This window comes from Halomonas alkalisoli (assembly GCF_021412585.1).
Classification (GTDB): domain Bacteria; phylum Pseudomonadota; class Gammaproteobacteria; order Pseudomonadales; family Halomonadaceae; genus Halomonas; species Halomonas alkalisoli.
In genome coordinates this window covers 317,325-340,938 of sequence record NZ_JAKCMI010000012.1, presented here as the reverse complement: position 1 = coordinate 340,938, position 23,614 = coordinate 317,325, and the positions used below count along the sequence as shown (strand labels likewise).

27 protein-coding genes and 1 tRNA gene are annotated in these 23,614 nt (G+C 61.4%); 18 read left to right on the top strand and 10 right to left on the bottom strand.

The features are described from left to right. Positions 1–386 precede the first annotated feature (386 nt). The 7 genes from LY622_RS03620 to LY622_RS03590 all read right to left on the bottom strand — a co-directional run bounded on the left by LY622_RS03620 (position 387) and on the right by LY622_RS03590 (position 5,213). The gene (locus LY622_RS03620) at positions 387–887 is read right to left on the bottom strand and encodes a CAP domain-containing protein (RefSeq protein WP_234289628.1); all 501 of its coding nucleotides are present in this window, start codon (positions 885–887) and stop codon (positions 387–389) included. 71 nt (positions 888–958) lie between these two features. After that, positions 959–1,528 (bottom strand): YqhA family protein, encoded by a 570-nt coding sequence (locus LY622_RS03615; protein WP_234289627.1) that lies wholly within the window; start codon positions 1,526–1,528, stop codon positions 959–961. Between the two features lie 338 nt (positions 1,529–1,866). After that, positions 1,867–2,010, bottom strand: coding sequence for a hypothetical protein (locus LY622_RS03610; RefSeq protein WP_234279744.1), 144 nt, complete (start codon positions 2,008–2,010; stop codon positions 1,867–1,869). 360 nt (positions 2,011–2,370) lie between these two features. Continuing rightward, positions 2,371–2,667 (bottom strand): hypothetical protein, encoded by a 297-nt coding sequence (locus LY622_RS03605; protein ID WP_234289626.1) that lies wholly within the window; start codon positions 2,665–2,667, stop codon positions 2,371–2,373. 126 nt (positions 2,668–2,793) lie between these two features. Next, a complete protein-coding gene (locus LY622_RS03600) occupies positions 2,794–3,435 on the bottom strand; it encodes a TIGR04282 family arsenosugar biosynthesis glycosyltransferase (protein ID WP_234289625.1) in 642 nt (213 codons plus the stop codon). Beyond that, positions 3,425–4,111, bottom strand: a complete 687-nt coding sequence (locus tag LY622_RS03595; RefSeq protein ID WP_234289624.1) for a TIGR04283 family arsenosugar biosynthesis glycosyltransferase — start codon at positions 4,109–4,111, stop codon at positions 3,425–3,427. The genes LY622_RS03600 and LY622_RS03595 overlap by 11 nt, the downstream gene beginning before the upstream one ends. A gap of 7 nt (positions 4,112–4,118) precedes the next feature. Next, positions 4,119–5,213 (bottom strand): aminoglycoside phosphotransferase family protein, encoded by a 1,095-nt coding sequence (locus LY622_RS03590; protein WP_234289623.1) that lies wholly within the window; start codon positions 5,211–5,213, stop codon positions 4,119–4,121. A gap of 330 nt (positions 5,214–5,543) precedes the next feature. On the opposite strand from LY622_RS03590, the gene LY622_RS03585 reads away from it, so the two are divergent. The 3 genes from LY622_RS03585 (at position 5,544) to LY622_RS03575 (ending at position 6,944) form a co-directional block, all read left to right on the top strand. Then, entirely contained in the window at positions 5,544–5,786 is a 243-nt protein-coding gene (locus tag LY622_RS03585) for a hypothetical protein (RefSeq protein WP_234289622.1), read from the top strand. Next, positions 5,738–5,986 (top strand): hypothetical protein, encoded by a 249-nt coding sequence (locus LY622_RS03580; protein WP_234289621.1) that lies wholly within the window; start codon positions 5,738–5,740, stop codon positions 5,984–5,986. The genes LY622_RS03585 and LY622_RS03580 overlap by 49 nt, the downstream gene beginning before the upstream one ends. A 136-nt stretch (positions 5,987–6,122) precedes the next feature. Then, a complete protein-coding gene (locus tag LY622_RS03575) occupies positions 6,123–6,944 on the top strand; it encodes an FkbM family methyltransferase (RefSeq protein WP_234289620.1) in 822 nt (273 codons plus the stop codon). A gap of 454 nt (positions 6,945–7,398) precedes the next feature. On the opposite strand, the gene LY622_RS03570 is transcribed toward LY622_RS03575, so the two are convergent. Then, a tRNA-Pro gene (locus tag LY622_RS03570) sits at positions 7,399–7,475 on the bottom strand. A gap of 246 nt (positions 7,476–7,721) precedes the next feature. On the opposite strand from LY622_RS03570, the gene LY622_RS03565 reads away from it, so the two are divergent. Next, on the top strand, positions 7,722–9,350 hold the full coding sequence (locus LY622_RS03565) for a BCCT family transporter (protein WP_234289619.1): 1,629 nt from the start codon (positions 7,722–7,724) through the stop codon (positions 9,348–9,350). A gap of 46 nt (positions 9,351–9,396) precedes the next feature. On the opposite strand, the gene LY622_RS03560 is transcribed toward LY622_RS03565, so the two are convergent. Next, positions 9,397–9,753 (bottom strand): hypothetical protein, encoded by a 357-nt coding sequence (locus LY622_RS03560; protein ID WP_234289618.1) that lies wholly within the window; start codon positions 9,751–9,753, stop codon positions 9,397–9,399. 194 nt (positions 9,754–9,947) lie between these two features. Between LY622_RS03560 and LY622_RS03555 the strand changes: the two genes are divergently transcribed. The 5 genes from LY622_RS03555 (at position 9,948) to LY622_RS03535 (ending at position 14,629) form a co-directional block, all read left to right on the top strand. Continuing rightward, complete coding sequence (locus LY622_RS03555) at positions 9,948–10,121, top strand: DUF2970 domain-containing protein (protein WP_234289617.1); 174 nt, start codon at positions 9,948–9,950, stop codon at positions 10,119–10,121. A gap of 195 nt (positions 10,122–10,316) precedes the next feature. Continuing rightward, positions 10,317–11,435: a cytochrome c oxidase subunit II gene (coxB, locus tag LY622_RS03550; protein ID WP_234289616.1), complete on the top strand. Its 1,119-nt coding sequence runs from the start codon at positions 10,317–10,319 to the stop codon at positions 11,433–11,435. Positions 11,436–11,508: 73 nt separating this feature from the next. After that, positions 11,509–13,146: a cytochrome c oxidase subunit I gene (gene ctaD, locus LY622_RS03545; protein WP_234289615.1), complete on the top strand. Its 1,638-nt coding sequence runs from the start codon at positions 11,509–11,511 to the stop codon at positions 13,144–13,146. Positions 13,147–13,181: 35 nt separating this feature from the next. After that, complete coding sequence (locus tag LY622_RS03540; protein WP_234289614.1) at positions 13,182–13,775, top strand: cytochrome c oxidase assembly protein; 594 nt, start codon at positions 13,182–13,184, stop codon at positions 13,773–13,775. After that, entirely contained in the window at positions 13,772–14,629 is an 858-nt protein-coding gene (locus tag LY622_RS03535) for a cytochrome c oxidase subunit 3 (protein ID WP_234279755.1), read from the top strand. The genes LY622_RS03540 and LY622_RS03535 overlap by 4 nt, the downstream gene beginning before the upstream one ends. Positions 14,630–14,727: 98 nt before the next feature. On the opposite strand, the gene LY622_RS03530 is transcribed toward LY622_RS03535, so the two are convergent. Further along, on the bottom strand, positions 14,728–14,925 hold the full coding sequence (locus tag LY622_RS03530; protein ID WP_234289613.1) for a DUF2909 family protein: 198 nt from the start codon (positions 14,923–14,925) through the stop codon (positions 14,728–14,730). Here LY622_RS03530 and LY622_RS03525 point away from each other — a divergent pair. The 9 genes from LY622_RS03525 to infC all read left to right on the top strand — a co-directional run bounded on the left by LY622_RS03525 (position 14,924) and on the right by infC (position 23,544). Continuing rightward, positions 14,924–15,667: an SURF1 family protein gene (locus LY622_RS03525; RefSeq protein ID WP_234289612.1), complete on the top strand. Its 744-nt coding sequence runs from the start codon at positions 14,924–14,926 to the stop codon at positions 15,665–15,667. The genes LY622_RS03530 and LY622_RS03525 overlap by 2 nt on opposite strands. 101 nt (positions 15,668–15,768) lie before the next feature. Next, on the top strand, positions 15,769–16,350 hold the full coding sequence (locus LY622_RS03520) for a redox-active disulfide-containing membrane protein (RefSeq protein WP_234289611.1): 582 nt from the start codon (positions 15,769–15,771) through the stop codon (positions 16,348–16,350). An 88-nt stretch (positions 16,351–16,438) separates the two neighbouring features. After that, positions 16,439–17,503, top strand: coding sequence for a COX15/CtaA family protein (locus LY622_RS03515; protein WP_234289610.1), 1,065 nt, complete (start codon positions 16,439–16,441; stop codon positions 17,501–17,503). 22 nt (positions 17,504–17,525) lie between these two features. Further along, complete coding sequence (gene cyoE / locus LY622_RS03510) at positions 17,526–18,446, top strand: heme o synthase (protein WP_234289676.1); 921 nt, start codon at positions 17,526–17,528, stop codon at positions 18,444–18,446. Between the two features lie 99 nt (positions 18,447–18,545). Next, entirely contained in the window at positions 18,546–19,346 is an 801-nt protein-coding gene (cysQ, locus tag LY622_RS03505) for a 3'(2'),5'-bisphosphate nucleotidase CysQ (RefSeq protein WP_234289609.1), read from the top strand. A gap of 66 nt (positions 19,347–19,412) precedes the next feature. Beyond that, entirely contained in the window at positions 19,413–19,880 is a 468-nt protein-coding gene (locus LY622_RS03500) for a DUF2489 domain-containing protein (RefSeq protein WP_234289608.1), read from the top strand. 268 nt (positions 19,881–20,148) lie between these two features. Then, positions 20,149–20,814: an OmpA family protein gene (locus tag LY622_RS03495; RefSeq protein ID WP_234289607.1), complete on the top strand. Its 666-nt coding sequence runs from the start codon at positions 20,149–20,151 to the stop codon at positions 20,812–20,814. Between the two features lie 254 nt (positions 20,815–21,068). Beyond that, entirely contained in the window at positions 21,069–22,970 is a 1,902-nt protein-coding gene (gene thrS, locus LY622_RS03490) for a threonine--tRNA ligase (RefSeq protein ID WP_234289606.1), read from the top strand. Then, positions 22,933–23,544: a translation initiation factor IF-3 gene (gene infC, locus LY622_RS03485; RefSeq protein ID WP_255761936.1), complete on the top strand. Its 612-nt coding sequence runs from the start codon at positions 22,933–22,935 to the stop codon at positions 23,542–23,544. The genes thrS and infC overlap by 38 nt, the downstream gene beginning before the upstream one ends. Positions 23,545–23,614 lie beyond the last annotated feature (70 nt).

The following is a 23,614-nucleotide window of genomic DNA, read 5'->3' as shown; positions in this document are numbered from 1 at the left end:
TCGTAATCGTGATGAAATATCGACATTGATGGGGCATGATGTTTTTCATCACCCAACAGGAGATGCGTCATGCCAACTAAACAACACATCGTCGACCTGAGCAGTGAGGTGCTGGAGCACTGGGAATCCTATGCCTTGGCCCAGCAGGCAGCCCAGGACGCTCTGGTGGCTTATATTCGTTGATCGCAACCGGACCAGGGAGGGTCCTGAATGACTTTCCGCTCCCGCACTGCCTGACGTTTTTCGTTTCGATTGTTCTCACTCTTCCGTTTCCTTGCCTGTTCATCCCCGCACTTTGCTTATCGCGTGCTTACGTGATGCCTGGCGTGAGTCGGTTTTCATTCATGTGGGCACCGCCGGAAGGCGCCTTGGCGGGGCCGCAGCATTCAGCGTGGCCGGGCGAAGACCTGGGTCCAGTACGGTGAGTAGTCCGATCCCTCCGCTTCGACCACAGCCGCGCCGAACTCGGTGAATTCATCGCTCATGATATTGGCGCAGTGCCCCGGGCTGGCGAGCCAACCCTCGATGACCGTGGCAACATCGGCTTGGCCCGCGGCGATATTCTCGCCGACCGCCATCCAGTCATAGCCGGTATCGCTCACTCGATCGTTCGCGCCCACATCGTCGGCATCGGTATGGCTGAAGAACTCGTTCTCCGCCATGTCTCGCGAATGCGCCTCGGCGGCCTCTTCCAGGCGACAGCTCCATACCAGGGGCTCCGCCGCCTCAAATTTTTCGTCGCCGCATTGCCGTGGTTCGCTTCGTGCCTCGTTCACCCTATCCAGCATCGCCTGCTGCCTGTCATCTGGTTCGCAGTCTCCAGCGTGAAGAGGGGCAATGGTGGCAAAGCCGAGCAGCAGGGCGATCGCTAGCTTGGGGTTATGCATGGTGCCTTCCTCGATCAGGTGGGAGTCCAAGCCACGCTGTGCAAAGGGCCTTCGGCACTCCTCGTCCCAGTTTACTCCTTGCGATGTGCCAGGCTCATCAAGTACAGCGCGGCGGCAAGGGCGAGTACCGAGAGTGCCAGGTAGATGGCGTCCAGCGGGGTCTGGAAACGGATATCCACCACGGCGCGGAAGAATTCGATGATGACTGCCAGGATTACCACCCGCGCGATCTTGTCCTTGAGCTGATCGAACGACTGCACATTGAAGGGGTGGTGGGGTGCGTGGTCCTCTGCCTGCTCGATCGGGGAGACGAACAGCCGGTACACCCCGAGCCCGAAGATCAACAACACGATGGCGATCAGATAGATATCGATGGCCATGATGATATTGGGCACCACGCTGTCGTGAATGTTCTCCACACTGCCGAGGAAATAGTAGGCCACGGTATCGACAAGCACCTTGGCGATGTCGATGGTGCCGATGATAAAGAGCACCACCGCGCCGATCAGGCTGGGCACGACGGCCATCATCACCAGGAACCGTGAATTCCACAGATAACGCTCCAGCCGCTGCTCGCTGCGTCGCTGGGCAGGCTTGGAAGACGGCTCGGAGTCGTCTGGCGGTGGTGTCTCGCTATGCATGCTTGCGGTGCCTCACGGAGATGTATGCGGCCAGTGTCGCCGTCGCGTGAGCGCCCCGCAACTGCCTCTTTCACTGAGAGCCTCGGCAACCCCGCCGGGAGGCCTTCGGCCTCCAGTCGCGATCTGAAGATGCTCCAACAGGGAGGTCGTTGCGGACCTTGTTGGAGCGCTCGGTTCGGCGCTCCGACTCCGCGTCGCGACTGGCGCCGCAGGCGCCTTGGCGGAGGGTGAAACACCGGTGATGGCCGTGAACGTTGGCAACCCCGCCGGGAGGCCTTTGGCCTCCAGTCGCGAGATGAAGATGCTCCAACAGCGTTGGAAGCGTCCGGTATCACCGCTCAGTGGCGTCGATTGTCGCCCGGCGGATGGTTACGGCCTGCTCGATAGCAGCACCAGGCGTGCTGTTCCTGAGGCTTCTGGGGGTCGTGGCTCTCCATGACACGTAATAGCCAGGCTGCGGCATGCTCGAGAATTCGTTTCATGCTGACCTCCGTGTATTCGGCTAGTGTGCTTCCCACCTTACCTTTTACGTATCGACCTTCTTAACCGACTTCCTTTTCGGCTTTCTCTTCTCTCTTGCTGTAGGGAAAGTAGTGGCATCGGGCATCAAGCGCATGATGCAGGGGCGTCGTTCTCGACGGCTGCCTATCGGTAAGGGTAGCCAAGTTTCCGCCGGAGGGGCGGTGCCATCAAAAAAGATACGGGACAAGGGGGAGCACGACAGCGTGAGGTTGTCGAAAGGAGGCATGCCGATGGGGCCCGACAGTTATGGTCGGGCTCATTTGTCAACCAGGCAGTTGGCGGTTAGGTAGTAGCCTGCGCGTTGGTCTTGCAGACCGTCATCAGCGCATTGCATAGCCTGTATGGGTGCTTGTCGAGGTTGTGGCGGCGAGGCCAGCCGTGCTCTGCCAATCCTGCATGACAAGCCGGTTCGCCCATTCCTTCGCCGCATTCCAGGCCTCCGCTTCCGACGCCGTGGCTCTGAGCGGAGGCATGGTGTGTAGCGAGGCGATGGCGCCGGGGCTTGCCTCCCATCGTGCTACGGCAAGCCAATCACAGTTGAACGGATCCCTTGTGAGAACCAGTTCAACCTCGATGCCCTGCTGGTGGTAGCTTATCCGTTTCATGGTGATCGCCATTCGTGGAAAACAGCTCAAGGTAAACAACTTCCGTTCAGGCTAGCGGGGTTTGAGGATATCGGCTGTGAGCCAGGGAGGGATTTGTTGTAGGAGATTACCGCCAACGGGGCGCAGGGGAGGCCGCGATCACCGGCCGTGTGTCGTGGGGTCGTCCAGGTCGACGAGCAGTTCAGGGCTATGGGTCGCCAGCCGTGCCAGGTCTTCTGGCCGATCGACATCCCAGACCGTGTCCAGGCAGCGCAGCCGTAAACCCAGTTTAGCGGCGGCATGGGCGGTCTGGGACATCACTCGCTCCGTGCTCCAGTCGATGCCCGAGAATAGCCGGGCTTCGGTGCGGTGCATGGCGATCAGACCATAGCCGCCATCTTCCGCCGGCAGGCAGACCACGTCGGCGTCGTTCAGCGCTGCGTGGCAGCGGCGCAGTAGCGTTGGCGTCAGGACGGGGCAGTCGGTGCCGATCACCAGCCCGGGGCCGGGCATGGCGGCCAGGGCGTGCAGCATGCGTTGACCCAGGTCGCCATGCGGCTGGGGGCGCAGCTCGATCCGATATGTGTCGGCCAGCTCCAGAAACAGCGGATGATGGTGCGCGAGTGCGGTCCACAGGGTGACTCGCGGCATGGTTGCACGGGCGATCTCCAGGGTGCGGCGCAGCAGCCGCTCATGCAGTCGTGCGGCGCCCTCGGCACCCAATGTCGGTATCAAGCGGGTTTTCGCCTGGCCGGGCAGTGGTGCCTTGGCCAGCACCGCGAGCATGACGTCAGCGCACATCGCGATAGGCCCTGGCCAACTGCTCGGGCGACTCTCCGCGCCAATAGCGATAGCGAAGCCGCCACATCAGCAGGATGGTCGGCCAGGCGCCGTTGTGCTCCCAGCGCCGCCCCGAGCTGCTTACGCGCTGGCGCAGGCAGGCGGGGGGCGAAAGACGCCTGAGACGCTTTGAAAGCGCGATGTCCTCCATCAAGGGCTGGTCGGGAAAGCCGCCGACCTCGTCGAAGGCGCTGCGGGTCATGAATAGCGCCTGGTCGCCGGTGGCGATGCCGGTGAAGCGCGAGCGCCAGTTCATGGCGGTGGCGATCACCGGCAGCATGGGGTGGCGCCCCTCGAGCCGGATATCGAAGCGCCCCCAGCGGCGCCCGGCCAGGGCCTCGTCGATCAGGCGGTCGGCCCGCCGCGGCAGCTGGGTGTCGGCATGCAGGAACAGCAGCTGGCCGGCAGTGGCGGCGTGGGCTCCCGCATTCATCTGTACGGCGCGCCCCGGCGGGCTTTCGATGACACGATCGGCCACGCGGCTGGCCTTGGCCACTGTCTCGTCCTGGCTGCCCCCATCCACAATGATGATTTCGACACCACAGGCCCATAGCGCGAGCAGGTGCTCGAGCCGTGCCTCAAGGGTCTCGGCTTCGTTGAGGGTCGGTATGATCACGCTCAGGCCGGGCTGGCGCATGGCGTCTCTACTCCAGGTCGTCGGTGCGCTGGATCGCCGTGTCGAGGCCATCGGCAAAGGCTGTGGCAAGTGACTGGAATTCCTCGCCCATGCGCCTGATCACCGGGGGTGAGAGGTAGTGTGCCACACGCTCCTGAACATGAGCGTTGAGTGCTTCGCTGTTGTGCTGGCGCGACCAGTCCTGCCCGCGAGCATTTCTTGACGGTGGCGCCCCGGAGGTCACCTGCCACTTGGCACACCAGGTGACCGACCACAGCCACATGGCGCGGCGCAGGGGCAGGTGCCAGGGGCGCTGGGCGCGGCCCGTTTCACCCATCTTCCGCTCCCAGGTGGCGTAGGCGGCAAGTATGGCATCGCTATCGAGCACGGCGTGGCTGTTGATGTCCCAGGTGGTCGAGGTATAGAGAGTGGCATGCGCCAGGTCGAAGCCGGGATAGCTGTAGCGGGCTTTCTCCAGGTCGACCATCCAGGCCTGGCCATCGACATCGATCAGGAAATTGCCGGGGTGGGCATCGAAGGTGATCAGCCGCCGTTCGGGGCGCTGAGGCGTGTTGAGGGAGGCGGAAAACTGTGCCAGTTCGCGGCGAATTCCCTGTTCGGCCTCGGGGGCCAGGCCGGCGTCGGCCAGGTAACGGGCCTGGTCCAGAACCTCGTGATACATCGCCGCCAGTGGGTCGCGGGGTGCCAGCAGTGGGGCGCGCTCGGCTGTGGCGGGTAGCGGCAGGCGATGGATGGCCGCCAGGCTGCACATCAGTGCCGGCAGGTCGTCGGGGAGCGTTGCGCTGCGCCCGTCGATGGCCCTGACCACCAGTGCGCCACGGGGCAGGGCGGAGCTTGGTGGCAGGTTCTCGGCCAGTGCGGGTGTCACTCCGCTGGGCGCGGCGCGGGCAAAGCAGGCGGACTCATAGGTCAGGTGATCCGTGGGCTCTAGGCCCATCTGGCTCTGCTTGGGAATGCGCAGCAGCCAGCCGCTTTCGCCCAGGCGAAGATGAACGTGGGCAAGGCCGCTGTCCTCCATGGGCACCAACGGCTCGTCGGCCCAGGACGTGGCGGCGAGGCTCGCCTGGATGGCGGTGAGGGCGTCGGGCTGGGTCAGGGGCATGCGGAGTCCTTGTCGTAACGTTCGCCGAGGCTCTGTCGTGCCAGAAGGCTGGGCCTTACATTGTCTGACAGCGCCGGCTCGATACGTTTCGGTCTCGACGCTGCCCCAACGGCCCGGTACTGCGCCCAAGAGGGAAAAACGAAAAACCGCCACTCGGTATGATCCGTAGTGGCGGCTTTTCTTGAATCTAATGGTCGGAGCGACAGGATTCGAACCTGCACCTCTGCAACCCCATATAAGCTTTGACTCCACAAACAGCCCGGATGCACGAACTGGTGACCGCACCGACGTAAAACACCAGCAGCTCACCTATTACATGAGGATCGCGTGATGCCCTACGCAGCCAACGGACAAATCAGCCAGTCGCCCATTGAGGGTGGAATTCCGATCAATGACGAGCAGTATCAGCAGGCGCTTGAGGGCATCATGCGTGGCGAGGTTGTGAGCATTGATGATGGATTTAGTGTTGCCCCAAAGCCTGAACCGGAGCCCGAGCCGCTGACGCCAGAAGAAGAGCTGGATCGGTGGCGCCAGTCAGCGTCCGTCACCAGCCCCAGGGCGAACACCAGCTAATTCTCACAGGACTAGATGAGCAGGTCGAAGCCGCCATCGACAGCATCGAGGATGTGGTAGAGCGCAAGCTGACGCGGGCGTGGTATCAGCGGGCGACAGTATGGGAGCGCATGAATGAGCAGCTTGTCGGCCTGGGCTATGCCCTAGGGTTGAGTGGCGAGCAGATCGATGACCTTTTCATCCAAGCGGTTAAACTCTGACATTTCGCAAGCTCCGGGCGACTAAGAACCATCTTCCTTCATGCTAACCCCAAGGATTGACGGGCCTACCCAGGATTGCCCTGATGAGGTACAGTGCCCGAAGCCCCTCTAGCAGCGAGACCCTCGGCGGAAGAATATGATTAAGCGTATATTGAAGAAGCTAAATGCACCTGGCCGAGCAAGAGCGGCGCAGAATGTTGCGAGCAAGCCAACAACAACCAATAGCCCTCCTAAGGTCGTAGAAAAACTTTCCAGGGGAAAAGTAGAGATAGGCCCCGTAACATTAAACCGGACCTCCCTCCACACAAGCGCAACCTGGGATGTAAGTGGATGGAAATTTGACGAAATGTCAGGGAGTAGTCAGCCTCGAACGATAATCGATGTTGGTGTTGCAACAGGGACACCTTCGCTATATGCCGCCTTTCCTGATGCATATCTTATGCTTATCGAGCCAGTAGAGGGTTTTGGTGATAGCATCAAGAAAATTTTAAGCGAAAGACCAGGGCAATGGGAAAGAGCTGTCGCGACAGACTTTACAGGCGATTGTGTTTTTTATGAGAGGGGTGATCAAAAGGCTATCTCATCGAGAGCCTCACATAGCGAGTTCCCCAATCATGACAAGAACAAAAAGGAAAGCACTTGTCGGTCAGTCCGAATCGATGAGCTGGTAGAAGAAAGCAAGCTTTCTCCTCCATTCATTCTTAAGACAGATACCGAAGGATTCGATTTTGATGTGATAAAGGGGGCGGAGGCAGTGCTAAGCAAGATTGACTATATAGTGGCTGAATGTCGCATTGAGGGGAAAGCTTCAGGTGATGCCACGGCTATAGTTGAGTGGCTGTCGTCAAGAGGATTCCGAATTTATACAATTAATGGGATTAAATGGGAAAATGACGGAAGACTACGCTTTGCAGACATCGTATTCCAAAACAGGAACATTCAAACTTCTAACTCATAGCCCTCATTAGCCAATCCGAACAATGCCCCCTTGCGCGATTAGGTATGGCCAGCCCCAGGGGGCAACCTCTAAACACTCCCTTGACCACCCGGCCCTGCACCGGCGCCTCCGGCGGAGGCTGATCCAGCCCTTCCGTTCGAGGCGCTTGCGCCATTGGGTGATCCGGAGTCGTGTCTGTTCGTCCATGGTCAGAGCATGGCTTAGCGCCATGGATCGCTCAACGGCGGCCACGAAAATCGTTAGACAATCGCTAATTTGTTAGACAGGGAGTCATGCAGGGTATTGATAGAGAAGGGAAAACGGCGATGGTGCAGCTCTACCATTGAGTAGCGCCCGCGCCGCTCCAGGCGCCTGGTAATGGGTCCAAGAGGGGAGGAGTTTTACCAGTTTTTTACCACCAACGAAAAACCGCCAGTCGGGGTGACCCGTAAGTGGCGGCTTTTCTTGAATCTAATGGTCGGAGCGACAGGATTCGAACCTGCGACCTCTGCAACCCCATTGCAGCGCGCTACCAAGCTGCGCCACGCTCCGACTGTCGTTCTACAAACGTGGGTTCCCCCAGGTTTTCCGGTTGGTTGGCCGTAACCAGCTCCCCGAGAACGAGGCGTATACTAGCGCGTTCCGTTCTAAATGAAAAGCCTCTTTTGTACTTTCCTTTCAGAAGCTTGCCTTTACAAGGGGTTGATCGGGGTAGGGGCGGGGGCAGCCGTGAAGGAGGGCGTGCGTTGCTTTATGATGAGCATCGGCAATTGCTCGTCATCGGGAAAGGACATCGCCATGTACCAACAGGCTCGGTGCGGTCCCCTCAAGGGCATGAACCCGAGGGTCACCCTGGTTACGTTCCTGGTCGTAGCGGTATCCCTGATCTATGGCGCCTTCTATACCGAGCGCCTGGGGTATGGGTTGGCGCTGATGCGCACCGTGCTCGATCCCTTTCTCGAATGGTATTACGTGCTGCTGGTGGCGTTTCTACTCCTGTTCATGGTGTGGCTCGGCACGGGGCGCTACAAGAACGTTCGCCTGGGCAGCGACTTCGAGCAGCCGGAATTCACCTTCTTTTCCTGGGTGGCGATGCTGTTCGCGGCAGGCACCGGGGTCGGCATCCTGTTCTGGTCGGTCGCCCAGCCGATACTGCAGTTCCAGGCGAACCCCTTCATTGTTGATGGCATGAGCCCCGACGCCGCGCGGGTCGCCATGCGCTTGACCTATTTCCACTGGGGGTTGAACGGCTGGGCGATCTTCTCCTTCGTGGCGCTGGTGCTGGCCTATTTCTCCTATCGCTGGAAGATGCCGCTCACCATTCGTTCCGGGCTCAAGCCGCTGTTCGGCAAGCGTACCGATGGCCTGTTGGGCGATGCCGTCGATGTGCTGGCGGTGTTTGGTACGGTATTCGGTATCGCCACCACCCTGGGCCTGGGCGTACAGCAGATGAACGCGGGGCTCGACGCGGTTTTCGGCCTGCCGTCTTCGCTGGCCCTTCAACTGATCGTTACCGCCGTGATCATGAGCGTGGCGACCGTCTCCGTGGTCTCCGGTGTGAAGCGTGGCGTGCGCCTGCTGTCGGAAGCCAATTTCTGGCTGAGTATCGCGGTGGTGGTGTTCATGCTGCTGTTCGGGCCGACCCAGTATCTGATCGCGATTACCATCGAGTCGACGGGCGATTACATCCAGAACCTGATGGGCATGACGTTCCACACCAATGCGACCCGGGACGATGGCTGGCAGGCGGAGTGGACGGTGTTCTTCTGGGGCTGGTGGCTGGCCTGGTCGCCGTTCGTGGGCATGTTCATCGCCCGGGTCTCCCGGGGGCGAACCTTCCGTGAATTCGTCATGGGCGTGCTGCTGGTACCCACGGTCATCACCATCGTCTGGATTGGGCTGTTCGGTGGCACCGCCCTCTACCATGAGCTGTTCGGGGCGGGTGGCATCGTGGCCGCCGTGGAGGCCGACGTGGCCACGGCGCTGTTTGCCACCATCGACGCCATGGGGCTCGGGCTGCTGGGGCAGGGCGTGTCTGCCGTGCTGGTGCTGCTGATCGCCACTTACCTGATCACTTCGGCCAATGCCGGCACCCTGGTGATCAATACCATCCTGGCCGGCGGCGACCCGGAGCCACCCACGGCTCACCGCATACTATGGGGAGGCCTGCTGGGGCTGCTGACGGCGGTGCTGCTGATGGCTGGAGGGCTCGAGACGCTGCAGGCGGCGGTGATCATGGCGGCACTGCCGTTCTCGGTGGTGATCATGCTGATGGTCGTCGGCTTGCTCAAGGCGCTGCATCGCGAGCGCTATGCGGCACGTACCGGCGAGCGTGCCGAGGCGCCACGGGAGCCATGGGCCGATCTCGACGATGCGGGCTCCCGCCCGGTGCCGGTTTCCGATGACGAGGCACACAAGCCACACTGAGCCGAAGGCGGGCTTCGTCGGCCTTCGGCTCCAGGCGTGTAGCCTTCTAGAGCTCTTCCCAGATCCGGGTGCGGAAGTCGTGCGACAGGCTGGCGACGTTCTTCATTCGCTCCATGTGCTGTTCCGCCACTTCCTTGGCCAGCTCCTGGTAGCACTCGTTCATCTTCGCCGGGTCGCCCTGATGGGTGTCATAGCACTTGGCGATGCGCTGGCTCGACTCGGCGAGGGCCGAAAGAAAGCGGGCTTCCTGCTGCATGATTTCCGACAGGTTTTCCATCCAGGCCAGTTGCATGCGGGTCATGGGCGTTGCACCCTGCATCCACTGCTGGGTCCACCATTCCATGATGGGCCGGGTAGCATCGAGCGGGTTGTTGGCGCTGGGTTCTGTCTTCTTGCTGGGCATGGCGAACTCCTGAAGGTGGAAGGATAACCAAGGGCTGTCTCCTGCCTCGAAGTGTAGTCCAGTGAGGGGCCGGCAGCGCCAATGTTGCTGCGTCGCAGTATAATACTTTGTGATGTGATCAGATGAAGTGGTTTTCCGAAGCCGTGCCAGCTGTGGCATGCTATGAGCGTCCAATCTGGCCGTGGGGATACGCCATGTGGGGAGTGATCAAGTCAGTGCTGGCGGCTTTTTTGGGAGTGCAGAAGGAACAGCAGCGGCGTGAGGACTTCGAGAAGGGAAACCCGATGGCCTTTATCCTCGTCGGGATCATCATGGCGCTGCTGTTTGTGGGCTTGATTGCCCTGGTGGCGACCTGGGCGGCTGGTTGAGCCGAACGTGGTCGTGGCGCGCTGCGTTGACTGGCGCGTTAGACAGAGCAGGGGATCAGGAGCAGTGACTTTCCGGTCCCGTCTCCATATAATCCTCGCAGAAGCGGCTAATGTTCTTGCGCTTGCGTGAGGACCCCCGTCCCTGACATTCGGGGTTGCCATTGCTACGACAACTACAAACATCGGGAGGCGTCGATGCGCACTCTGCTCGTATGGTTGGCAGGGGGCCTGTCCCTTGTCGGCTCGAGCCAGGCAGCTCTGGCCAGTGGCTGGAACATGCCGGTGGGGGTAACAGACCTCAGTAGAGAAATCTACAATCTGCACATGGTCATATTCTGGATCTGCGTCGTCATCGGCGTGGCCGTGTTCGGGGTTATGTTCTACTCCCTGATACGCCATCGCCACTCCAAGGGCGCCAAGGCGGCCAACTTCCACGAGAACACCACCGTGGAGGTGATCTGGACGGCGGTGCCGCTGCTGATCCTGGTTGGCATGGCGATTCCCGCCACGGCGACGCTGCAGAAGATCTACGACCCCTCTGATGCCGAACTGGATGTCATGGTCACCGGTCAGCAATGGCGTTGGCGCTATGAATATCTCGGTGAAGATGTCGCCTTCAACTCGAACATGTCGACACCGCGCGCTCAGATACGCGGTGACGAGGAGCGTGGCGAGAACTACCTGCTGGAGGTCGACGAGCCTCTGGTCCTGCCGATCAATCGCAAGGTTCGCTTCCTTTTTACCTCCGATGATGTCATCCACGCCTGGTGGGTGCCCGACTTCGCCGTGAAGCAGGACACCATTCCCGGCTTCATCAGCGAGAACTGGGTCAGGATCAACGAGCCGGGCATCTATCGCGGCCAGTGTGCCGAGCTGTGTGGCGTGGATCACGCCTACATGCCCATCGTGGTTCACGCCATGGAAGAGGACGACTTCGAGACATGGTTGGTCGAGCGCCAGGAAATGGCCGCCGAGGAAGCGCTTGGGGTCGATCGCGAGTGGGAGATGGACGAGCTCATGGAGCGTGGCGAGGGCGTCTACGGCAGCATCTGCGCCTCCTGTCACCAGGTGGAAGGTCAGGGTTCTCCGCCGGCGTTCCCGGCTCTGGCCGGCAATGAGCAGATGCTCGCCGATATCGACTGGCACAAGGACACCATCATCAATGGCGTCTCCGGTACTGCCATGCCGTCGTTCCGTACCACGCTCAACCCTGTCGAACTCGCCGCGGTGATCACCTATACCCGCAACGCCTGGGGCAACGACACCGGCGATGCGGTGCAGCCTGCAGAAATTGCCGAGCGGCTGGAACGCTGATCACGGCCACGGCGCTTTTGCCGTGGCCCCCCTATGCGCCGACATAACAAGACAATGAATCTGGAGATTTCCGATGGCCCCTAAGGTACCTCCTCAGCCTACCCTCGAGCAGAGCAGCACCGCCGCGGAAGCTGGGCATGGACACGCCCATGAAGCGCCCCCCAAGGGCCTCATGCGCTGGCTGCTGACCACCAACCACAAGGAGATCGGTTCTCTCTACCTGATCTTCTCGCTGGTCATGTTCTTCATCGGGGGTATCTTTGCCCTGGTGGTGCGCCTGGAGCTCTTCCAGCCCGGCATGCAGTTCGTCAATCCGGAGTTCTTCAACCAGATGACGACCATGCATGGGCTGATCATGGTCTTCGCTGCCGTCATGCCGGCCTTTACCGGCCTGGCCAACTGGATGATTCCCCTGCAGATCGGGGCGCCCGACATGGCGTTGCCGCGCCTCAACAATTTCAGCTTCTGGCTGCTGCCGGTGGCGTTCGGGCTGCTGCTGTCGACGCTGTTCATGCCGGGTGGCGGGCCCAATTTCGGCTGGACCTTCTACGCGCCGCTCTCCACCACCTATGCGCCGCCGTCGACCACGTTCTTCATCCTGGCGCTGCACATTGCCGGTATCAGTTCTATCCTGGGTGCCATCAACATCGTTGCCACCATCCTCAACATGCGCGCGCCGGGCATGCGCATGATGGACATGCCGCTGTTCGTCTGGACCTGGCTGATCACCGGCTTCCTGCTGATCGCGGTCATGCCGGTACTCGCCGGCGTGATCACCATGATGCTGATGGACATCAACTTCGGCACCAGCTTCTTCAATGCCGCGGGCGGGGGCGACCCGGTTCTGTTCCAGCACCTGTTCTGGTTCTTCGGCCATCCCGAGGTGTACATCATGATCCTGCCGGCCTTCGGGATCGTGTCGGCGATCATTCCCGCCTTTGCCCGCAAGCGCCTCTTCGGCTATGCCTCGATGGTCTACGCCACTGCTGCCATCGCCTTGCTGTCGTTCATGGTCTGGGGCCACCACATGTTCGTGGTGGGGATGCCGCTGGTGGGGCAGCTGTTCTTCATGTACGCCACCATGCTGATCGCGGTGCCCACCGGGGTGAAGGTGTTCAACTGGATCGCCACGCTGTTCCAGGGGTCGATCAGCTTCGAGCCGCCGATGCTGTTTGCCCTGGCCTTCGTGGTGTTGTTCACCATCGGTGGTTTCTCGGGGTTGATGCTTGCCATCGCGCCGGCCGATTTCCAGTATCACGATACCTACTTCGTCGTGGCGCATTTCCACTATGTGCTGGTGCCGGGGGCAATCTTCGCCATCATGGCGGGGGTCTACTTCTGGTTGCCCAAGTGGACGGGCCACTACCCCCACGAGCGCCTGTCCCAGTGGCACTTCTGGCTGTCGGTGATCGGCGTCAACCTGACCTTCTTCCCGATGCATTTCTCGGGTCTTGCCGGCATGCCGCGCCGGATCCCCGACTATGCGCTCCAGTTCGCCGATTTCAACATGGTGTCGAGCATCGGTGCCTTCCTGTTCGGTTTCTCCCAGCTACTGTTCGTGGCCGTGGTGATCATGTGCGTGCGGGGCGGCAAGAAGGCGCCGGCCGCGGCCTGGGGCGACTACGCCGACGACCTCGAGTGGAGCGTGCCTAGCCCGGCTCCGCTGCATACCTTCGAGACACCGCCGAACTACCAGCGCCCGGCTCACTGAGCCGGCGTGCCGGCATGTGACAGGAGGAGCGAAGCATGAGTCGGAACGAAACGGATACTCAGGAAGTGAGGGTGAGGCGCACGGTATGGCGCAGCGTGGCAGCGCTGGTGGGTATGTTCGCCTTCGCCTTTGCCCTGGTGCCCCTGTACGACGTGTTCTGCCGCGTCACCGGTATCAACGGCAAGGTGGACACCAACGCCCAGGCATTGGTCCATGACAATGTTGACGATTCGCGCATGGTGACCGTGCAGTTCATCACCCGCAATGGCTCCGGGTTGCCCTGGCGCATGGAGGTCGAAACCCGGCAGGTGCGACTCCATCCGGGCCAGACATCCGAGGTGAATTTCACCTTCAACAATCAAAGCAGTGGCGAGAGCTGGGGGCGTGCGGTGCCCAGCGTCTCGCCCTCGACCGCCACGCGCCACGTGCGCAAGGCCAGCTGCTTCTGTTTCGAGGAGCAGCGACTGGAGGCTGGCGAGAAGCTCGAGCTGCCGCTGGTCTTCCAGCTGGATCGCGATCTACCCCCCGAGATCAATACCGTCACCCTGGTCTATACGCTCTATCCCGTTGAAGGCAAACAAGCGCCGCTTCAGGCCGCTGCAAAGACCATTGAAGGAGATGAGGCATGAGTGGCAGCTATTACGTACCTGCAACCAGCAAGTGGCCGGCGCTTGGGTCCCTGGCGCTGGGCATGATGATGATCGGTACCGGCATGGTGCTGGTCCATGGGCGCGGCACCATTATCATGCTGCTGGGGCTGGCGGGGGTGGTGGCCGTGATGGCGCTCTGGTTCCGCGATGTCGTGGTGGAATCCCGCAGCGGACTCTATGATGCCCAGATGGATCGCTCCTTCCGCTGGGGAATGGGCTGGTTCATCTTCTCCGAAGTGATGTTCTTCGCGGCCTTCTTCGGCGCACTGTTCTACGTGCGCATGTTTGCCATCCCATGGCTGGGAGGCGAGGGCACGAAGGGCCCCACGGCGCTGTTGTGGCCGGAATTCACGGCCCATTGGCCATTGCTTAGCCCGCCAGATCCCTCCATTGCCGGGCCGGCACAGGTCTTCAGCCCCTGGCACCTGCCGTTGGTCAACACGCTGATACTTATCTCTTCCAGCATTACCCTGACCGTGGCGCACGAGGCGCTCAAGGAAGGGCATCGCAAGATCTGCCGCAACTGGCTGGCAGGTACGGTGCTGCTGGGCCTGTGCTTCATCGTGATCCAGGGCGTCGAATATTACGAAGCCTACGCGCATTATGGCATTACCCTGGAGGCGGGCATCTATGGCGCAACCTTCTTCATCCTGACCGGCTTCCATGGGGTGCACGTCATCGTCGGCACCTTGATCCTCATCGTCATGCTGGCGAGGATAATTCGGCGTCACTTTACGCCCGAGGAGCACTTCGGCTTCGAGGCGTCCTGCTGGTACTGGCACTTCGTGGATGTGGTCTGGGTGGGGTTGTTCCTGTTTGTCTACGTCTTCTAAGTCTCAAGCGGATCGCAGCGGCGACGGTCTCGATGGTTCGATATCTCCCGCTCAGCCCTGGGTGGCTGGGCGGGAGTTCAAATTGACGGGCCTGGTGATCAGGCGGCGGCCAGGTTGCCGAAATAGAAGCCGTAGAACAGCAGCGCGATCAACAGCGCCGCCAGGGCGACACGGATCTTCAGTGAAATCAGCAGGCGGCGTGAGCGGCTGTCGTCGCGAAGCAGAAAGCCGACGCCGGCTGCCAGGCTGGTCACCATGGCCAGGAATACGACGGCAATCAGGGTCTTCAGCAGCATGAGTTACTCCATCAAGGGTCAGGGGGCAGAGGGGGGAGGGGTGCCGACGGCGCGTCTTCCTGGCTGGCGACTGGGCTTATGGTGTGTGCTCTGGTCGCTGCTGGTGGCACTCGGTCTGGCCCTTGGACTATGGCAGTGGGAACGGGCCGACGACAAGCGCGACTATCTCGCCCGGCTCGACGCGGCGCCAACGCTTGAGGCGCCCATGAGGGCTCCCCCCGGGGGAACGCATCTGACACTTCGCGGCGAGTATCTGGCGGAAGACACCCTGTTTCTCGACAATCGTACACTCAACGGGCAACTGGGTGTGGCGGCCTTGACACCCCTGCGCACCGAGGATGGTCGGCTATGGCTGGTCCAGCGTGGTTTCTTGGCCACCGGCCCGGTTCGCGAGACACCGGAAGTGGAAACGCCCCGCGGTGAAGTGACGCTAAAAGGCCGCTGGCAACAGGCCGGTGATTCGGGGCCGCTCTATGGCCCCAACCGCGAAGAGCAGCGGCTGCAGCAGATCGACCTCGCCGCCTGGAGCCTGTCGCCTGGGTTTGCCCATGATGGCTGGCTGCATCTGGAGGAGGGGGACGGTCTTCTCGAGCCATGGTGGGAGCCCAGCGTGATGCCGCCCGAGCGTCATATGGGGTACGCGGTACAGTGGTGGGGGCTGGCCCTTGCGGCCCTGGTGATGATGATCGTCGGCGGGCGGCGGCTGGCCAGGGACCGCCGTACATCAAGGCCTCCCCGTTAGCGCCACGAGCAGGGCCGTGAAGAAGGCTAGCCCAAGTCCCTTGGGTTCGAGCAAGTCGGTACACTTGGGTTCGTAGACAGCTGTCAGCAAAAGGTAGAGACGTGCAAGAGAAGCCGGCCGATCAACACAGTAGTGAACAGGACTCCGTGAGGGCGCGTCGCCAGCGCTTCAAGCTGCTGGCGCTGATCGCTATCTTTGCCATACCGGTGATTACCGCCTGGGTCATGGTGGAGTGGCGTATTGGTATTCCCGATCAGCGTACCGCGCATGGCGAATTGGCGCCTGATGTTCCGGCCCTTGCCCATTGGCCGCTTGTGGAGCCCCGCGAGGCGCTGGAGCCGGGGGACTGGGTGCTGGCTTTCGATTGCTCCAGCGATTGTGACGAGCTGGCCGATCAGTGGTGGCGCCTGCATCGTGCCCTGGGTCGCGAAGCCCCACGGGTAAGTCGCCTACGTATCGGCGGCGATGAGCCGGCTCTGCCGGGCGAGTCCCTGGCTCAGTGGAGCGAGGCGCCCGAATGGCAGACGCCGGGTCGCGTCTGGCTGCTCGATCCACGTGGCGAAACCGTGCTGACCTACACCCGCGAAGTGGAACTGCGCGATGTGCTGGATGATATCAACCATCTGCTACGCATGAATCCTGACAAGCGAGCGGCACCGGAGCTAGAGGTCGGCAATCGCTGAGCTGGCAATTGTTGAGTTGACAGTGGCCGGCTCTCACTCTCGCCGTCGCATGATCCAGTGGCAAGCAAGATCGATGAGGTAAGAATCAATGCAGGGCATATCGATGCGGGGCCAGGTGTTGTCGTCCCGGCTGGGTCTCCTCCTCACGCTGAGCCTGGTAGGCATTGTCTTCACCAGCGTCGTGATTCTGGTGGGTGTCTGGACCCGTTTGGTGGATGCTGGACTGGGCTGCCCGGACTGGCCTGGCTGCTACGGTCGCCTGGTAGTGCCCGATGCGGAGCGGGCCATGGCCCACTCGCCGGATGCGCCGCTTGAAAGTTTCAAGGCCTGGGTCGAGATGATTCATCGCTATATTGCCTCGGCGCTGGGTTTGCTGGTGATAGCATTGCTGGTAGCGGGAGCCGGCTTGCGTAAGCGCCGGGGATATCCGTGGGGAGTCAGCCTGACGCTGCTGGTGGTGATTCTGCTGCAGGGGGCTTTTGGTGCCTTTACCGTCACGCTCAAGCTCTGGCCCCAGGTCGTGACGATGCATCTCCTCGGAGGGCTGGCTGTACTGCTGCTGTTTCTCTGGCTCCACCTGCGCTTGCGGCGATTTGCGGCCGGGGATACGGGAGAGCAACCACGGCGTCGACTCACGCCGCTCTGGGGGTTGGCTATGTTGCTGTTACTGCTGCAGCTCGCGCTGGGCGGTTGGGTTTCCAGCAACTACGCCGGTATTGCGTGCCAGGGATTCCCGACATGCAACGGTCAATGGTGGCCGGAGATGGACTGGAGCGAGGGCTTTCATCTGACGCAAACGGTGGGGCCGAACTACCTTCATGGTCAGCTGCACGCCGATGCGAGAGTCGCCATTCATCAGGGGCATCGCATCGGTGCGCTGCTGCTCGGCCTCGCCCTGGTGGCTCTGGCGATACGCCATTGGCACGAGGCACGCCTGCGCCCCTGGCTAGGTGGCCTGGTCGGCATTTACGGCATTCAGCTGGGGCTGGGGATTGCCAATGTACTGATGTGGCTGCCGTTGTGGCTGGCACTGCTGCATACTGCCGGTGCCGTGGCGTTGGTGCTGTGCCTGGCGCTGGCGGTATGGCACTGGCGAGAGCCTGCGCTGGAAAACAATACAATACGACGGGACAAGGAGTGGGCGCATGTCTAATGCGGTAATGAAGCGAGCGGGAATGAAGCGCGCTTTGACGGCGCCCTTCAATGCCGAGGGCGCGACGGGCGACTGGACCTGGCAGGACCTGCTCACACTATGCAAGCCGCGTGTGGTCGTTGTCATGCTGGCCTGCGCCCTGGTGGGCATGGCGCTGGCGACGCCGGTATTGCCCCCGCTGGCTACGGTGGTTTTCGGGCTGAGCGGAATCGGGCTGGCGGCGGGTGGGGCTGCCGCATTCAACCATGTGGTCGATCGGCGGCTGGATGCCATGATGCTGCGGACGTCGCGTCGCCCGCTGGCCAGCCAGCGTATGCCCACGGCTCTGGCGCTGGGCTGGGCCTCGTTGCTCTCCGTGGCAGGCATCCTGTTGCTGCTGTGGCAGGTCAATGCATTGACGGCTTGGTTGACCCTCGGCTCGCTGATCGGTTACGCGCTGATCTATACCGCCTTTCTCAAGCGGGCCACGCCGCAGAACATCGTCATCGGTGGCGTTGCCGGAGCGGCGCCGCCACTGCTGGGCTGGACTGCGGTCACCGGGCAGCTGGGACCGGAGCCGCTGCTGCTGATGCTTATCGTTTTTGCCTGGACGCCGCCCCATTTCTGGGCACTGGCGATTCACAAGCGCGATGAGTATGCGCGGGCCGGGGTTCCCATGTTGCCGGTTACCCATGGGGAGGCATTCACCCGGCTGCAGGTATGGCTTTACGGCTGGCTGACCGTGGCCGTGACGATGATGCCGTTCGTCATCGGCATGAGTGGGGCGGTCTATCTGCTCGCTGTCACGGCGCTCAATATGCGCTTCATGTACTGGAACTGGAAAGTGTGGCGGGGCCACGATCCTCAGGCACCACTGGCCGCTTTCTGGTTCTCGATTCGCTATATCCTCGGTGTCTTCGGGGCGCTGCTGCTTGATCACTACGCCGCCCTCTGGGTAATGTAGCTCTCGCCAAGCCCTATCATACGTTGGTCGATATCTGGCCGCGGCATGGGTGAGGCTGCTCGAGCCTAGTGTTCTCCGTGTGTGAGTGGGGGGGTGCCCATGTCTATCGACAAGACACCGGTGCCATTGCCGAGCCTGGAAGCGCTGCGCGGACTTTGCGAAGCGGCGGGGCGCGATATTCTTGCGGTACGCAAGGTGGGGTGTGATCCGCAGTACAAGGTCGATGGGAGCCCTGTCACCGAGGCGGATCACGCCGCTCACCGGCGCCTTGAGGTAGGCCTGCCTCAACTGATCGACCTGCCCATGCTTTCCGAGGAGCAGGCGGCAGCCCCCTGGTCGCATCGGAGGCAGTGGCAGTGCTACTGGCTGGTCGATCCTCTCGACGGGACACGTGAATATATCGATGGCTATGATGATTTCACCGTCAACGTGGCGCTTGTCCGGGATGGCGAGGTGTTACTGGGCATGGTGCACATGCCTGCCACCGGCCAGACCTGGGCGGGGGGAGCGGGCCTCGGAGCCTGGCGTTGGCGGGAGGATTTTCGCGAACCCGTGAGTGTGCGAGCCGGGAAGCCGCTGCGGATCGTGGCGAGCCGCGCTCATCTCGACGATGAAACCCAACGCCTGGTGGCTACCTTTCCCGATGCCCGTTTGCAGCGATGCGGCAGTTCGGTGAAGTTCTGCCGGATTGCCGAAGGTAATGCCGATATCTACCCGCGGGTCGGGCCGACCTGTGAATGGGATACCGCTGCGGGGCAAGGGGTTCTGGAGGGGGCCGGCGGGGTGGTATTGAGTCTCCAGAGCGGGCTGCCACTGCGCTATAACCGCGGTGAAAGCCTGATCAACGGTTCTTTCGTGGCCTGTAGCGATGTCTCCCTGGTCGCCCATCTTCTGCGCTGAGTGTATTGCCGGGTCCTGCCTGCGGTACAATCCGACCCCATTCTCAACCACAGGCTGGACGAATCCATGACGACAACGACTGCCCTGGTCCTGCTCGCGCTGGGCGTGGCCATCATTGCCGGTATGGGAGCATATGCCTTCACTCTCTGGCGTGAGGTCAAGCGTCGGCAGGCGATGCAGAGGGATGAGCTTCAGCGCGCCCATAACAACTGTCTCGAAAACCTCGAGATCGTTGCCTCGTCGCTGCTGCAGGAGCAGGTGGATGTCACCGAAGGTGCCTGGCGCTGCAAGGTGCTGCTGGAGATACTCGACCCCCAGTTGATGGAGCGTCCGGCCTTTCGTCCCTTTGGCGAGGTCTATGCTCGGACCCAGCATCTGCATACCCACTCGGCACGCAAGGCCCTTGCCCCGCGTGACAGGATGCGGGAGGACCGCGAGCGCTTGCAGGTGGAAGCGGAGTTGCGCGAGCCGGTGCTGAAGGCGGCGGCCGAGGTGCTGGAGTTCCGCCGGACCTGGCCCGGAAGCCTGCAGTGACGTTGGACACTGCATGCGTCAGGGTTAAACTATACATGGGTGTTACAAAAAAATTCTACTGCACCGCTTTGCTTGTTTCTGTAGGTTGTATAGGCTTTTTGCGCGTTATGACGCCAAGGCAACCTAATTCTTGGACAGTTGAATTAGGTTATGCTTTGAGAGAGGCTGAATAAAGCCTACACTATGAACAACCGGGTCCCAGAATTCCCGGATATTTCGGGTGCTCAACAATGGATTGCCCGAAGATGAATCAAGAAGGAGTCTTGTAATGAAAAAATCTACGACTGGCTTGCTGTTAGGTTCTGCTCTCGTCGTCGGCCTTTCAGGCTGTGCCACGCCCAACACCAACCCCTCTTCAGACCGTGCCTGGTACCAGCAGCCTGTGGTCTGCGGTATCGCCGGCGGCCTGATTGGCGGCAGCATCGGCTATGCCACCAGCGGCAGTTCCGATGAAGAGGAAGGTGCCGCCACTGGTACTGCCGCCGGTGCCGCCATCGGTGCGCTGCTGTGTGCGGACCGTACGCCGGCGCCCGCGCCGGTTGTTGAGCGCGAGCCGATGCCGGAGCCCGCGCCGGCGCCTGCGCCCGTGTTCGAACCGGTAGTGCTGGATAGCGAAGTCACCTTCGCCTTCGACTCTGCCGAAATTCGTCCGGCCGCGCACCGCGAACTTGACCAGGTGGCCAACACCCTGCGTGAGAATCCCGAGATGCGTGTCCGTATCGAAGGCCACACCGACCACATCGGTTCTGCCGCGTACAACGAGGGTCTGTCCCAGCGTCGCGCCGATTCCGTCAGGGACTTCCTCGTCTCTCGCGGTATCGCTGCTAACCGCATGACCACCGTTGGCTATGGCGAATCGCGTCCGGTCGCCACCAACGAGACTGACGAAGGTCGCGCGCGGAACCGTCGCGTGGAAATCGTCAACTGGGACTGATCTCTCGATCGGACCCGGGGCCTGAATCAAGGCCGCGCGCAGCGCACAGGGGCACCTTCGGGTGCCCCTGTTTCGTTCTGTGCCCCCGTCCCGCTATGGCCGGGATTCAGGGCGTGGCGTGAGAAGGGGGGCATCTGGTAGTCTTGTCGGCTGTCGTGACCCGTCATGGACTGTTTTGAACTGTTTTGAACTACGCCACTAACTGCGGCACGTGATCCCTGGTATGGATCACCACTGCGCACAAGGACGCTTCAATGCCCATCGTGACCCTGCCGGATGGCAGCCAGAGAACCTTCGACGAACCCCTTTCCGTAATGCAGTTGGCCGAATCGATCGGGCCGGGCCTGGCCAAGGCCTGCGTCGCCGGCAAGATCGACGGCGCGCTGGTGGATGCTGCCGATGTCATCGATCATGACGCCGAAGTGGCTATTATCACCGCCCGCGACCCGGAAGGTCTCGAGGTCATTCGCCACTCTTGCGCCCACCTGATCGGCCATGCGGTCAAGCAGCTCTATCCCGAGGCGAAGATGGCCATCGGTCCGGTGATTGACGATGGCTTCTACTACGATATCGACTTCGGTGTTTCCATCACCCCGGACGATCTGGCCGCGATCGAGACGCGCATGAAGGCGCTGATCGACGAGGAGTATGACGTGGTTCGCGAGTATGTGGACCGCGACCAGGCGATGCTGACCTTCCTGCATCGCGAAGAGCCCTACAAGCAGGAGATCGTCCGCGAGATTCCCGAAGGTGAGACGATTCGGCTCTACCAGCACAAGGAATATGTCGACATGTGCCGCGGGCCCCATGTGCCCAATACCCGGCACCTGAAGGCGTTCAAGCTGACCAAGCTGGCCGGCGCCTACTGGCGTGGCGATGCCAGCAATCCGATGCTGACCCGGGTATACGGTACGGCCTGGGGCGACAAGAAACAGCTCAAGGCGTATCTCAAGCGCCTCGAGGAGGCCGAGAAGCGTGATCACCGCAAGCTGGCCAAGCGCATGAACCTCTTCCATCTCCAGGAGGAGGCGCCGGGAATGGTGTTCTGGCATCCCAATGGCTGGACCCTGTACCAGGCCCTGGAGCAGTACATGCGGCGGGTGCAGGTCGAGAACGGCTATCAGGAGATCAAGACCCCCCAGATCGTCGACCTGTCGCTGTGGAAGAAGTCTGGCCACTGGGGCCACTACAGCGACATGATGTTCACCACCGAGTCGGAGAAGCGTGACTACGCGGTCAAGCCGATGAACTGTCCCTGCCATGTGCAGGTGTTCAACCAGGGGCTCAAGAGCTACCGCGACCTGCCGCTGCGCCTGGCCGAGTTCGGTAGCTGTCATCGCAACGAGCCGTCGGGTGCCCTGCATGGCCTGATGCGGGTGCGGGGCTTTACCCAGGACGACGCCCATATCTTCTGCACCGAGGGGCAGATCCAGGCCGAGGCCGAGGCCTTCATCGCCCTGACCATGAAGGTCTACCGGGAGCTCGGCTTCGAGGACGTGGAGCTCAAGCTCTCCACCCGGCCCGACGGGGAGCTCATGGGGGAGCCGGCGATGTGGGATCGCGCCGAGGCGGGGCTCGAGGCGGCATTGAACGCCACCGGGCTCGACTGGGAGCTGCAGCCGGGTGAGGGCGCCTTCTATGGGCCCAAGATCGAGTTCGCACTGCGTGATTGCCTGAATCGTGTCTGGCAATGCGGTACACTGCAGCTGGATTTCAATCTGCCCGGTCGACTGAACGCCCAATTCGTCGACGAAGACGGCGAGCGCAAGACGCCGGTCATGCTGCATCGGGCCATTCTCGGCTCCTTCGAGCGCTTCATTGGCATCCTGATCGAGCACTACGCCGGGGCCATGCCGCTCTGGTTGGCGCCGGAACAGGTGGTCGTGATGACAATTACCGATGCGCAGCGCGACTATGCGGTACAATTGGAGCGTCGCTTGCAGAAAATCGGTCTTCGCGTCAAGGCGGACTTGAGGAACGAGAAGATCGGCTTTAAAATCCGCGAGCATACGTTGCAGAAAGTTCCCTATCTCCTTGTGGTAGGGGATAAGGAAGTCGAAGCCGACTCGGTTGCCGTGCGCACCCGCACCGGCGAAAACCTCGGTGTCCAGACCGTCGATGAATTCATCGAGCGCGTTCGGGCCGAAGGTTGGTAACGACACTGTCAATTACCGGAACGGAGACGGAACGATCAAGCGAAGCAGCCAGCGCGGACGTCCTCAGGACAAGCGCCCCCCAATGAACGACCGTATTACCGAGGATCAGGTACGCCTGATCGACAGCGACGGCGAGCAGCTGGGCGTAGTGCCCACCAGTGAAGCACTGGAGCGAGCCGAAGCGGCCGGTTTGGACCTCGTCCAGATTTCCAATGCCGACCCCATCGTCTGCAAGATCATGGATTACGGCAAATTCGTCTTTGAGCAGAAGAAGCAGAAGGCGGCTCAGAAGAAGAAGACGAAACAGATTCAGGTCAAGGAAGTCAAATTCCGGCCTGGCACCGACGAGGGTGACTATCAGGTCAAGCTGAAAAACCTGATTCGTTTCCTCGAAGGTGGCGACAAGGGCAAGGTCACGCTGCGTTTTCGCGGCCGTGAAATGGCGCACCAGGATATCGGCCGCAAGCTGATGGAGCGGATCGCCGCGGATCTCGACGAGATCGGGACCGTGGAGGCCTTCCCCAAGATGGAAGGGCGCCAGATGATCATGATCATTGCCCCCAAGAAGAAGTGATCCGACGGCCAGTCAAACGGATGGCCGGCGTCAGTGCCGGCCATAGGCCCCGGATTTTCTAAAAACTCGA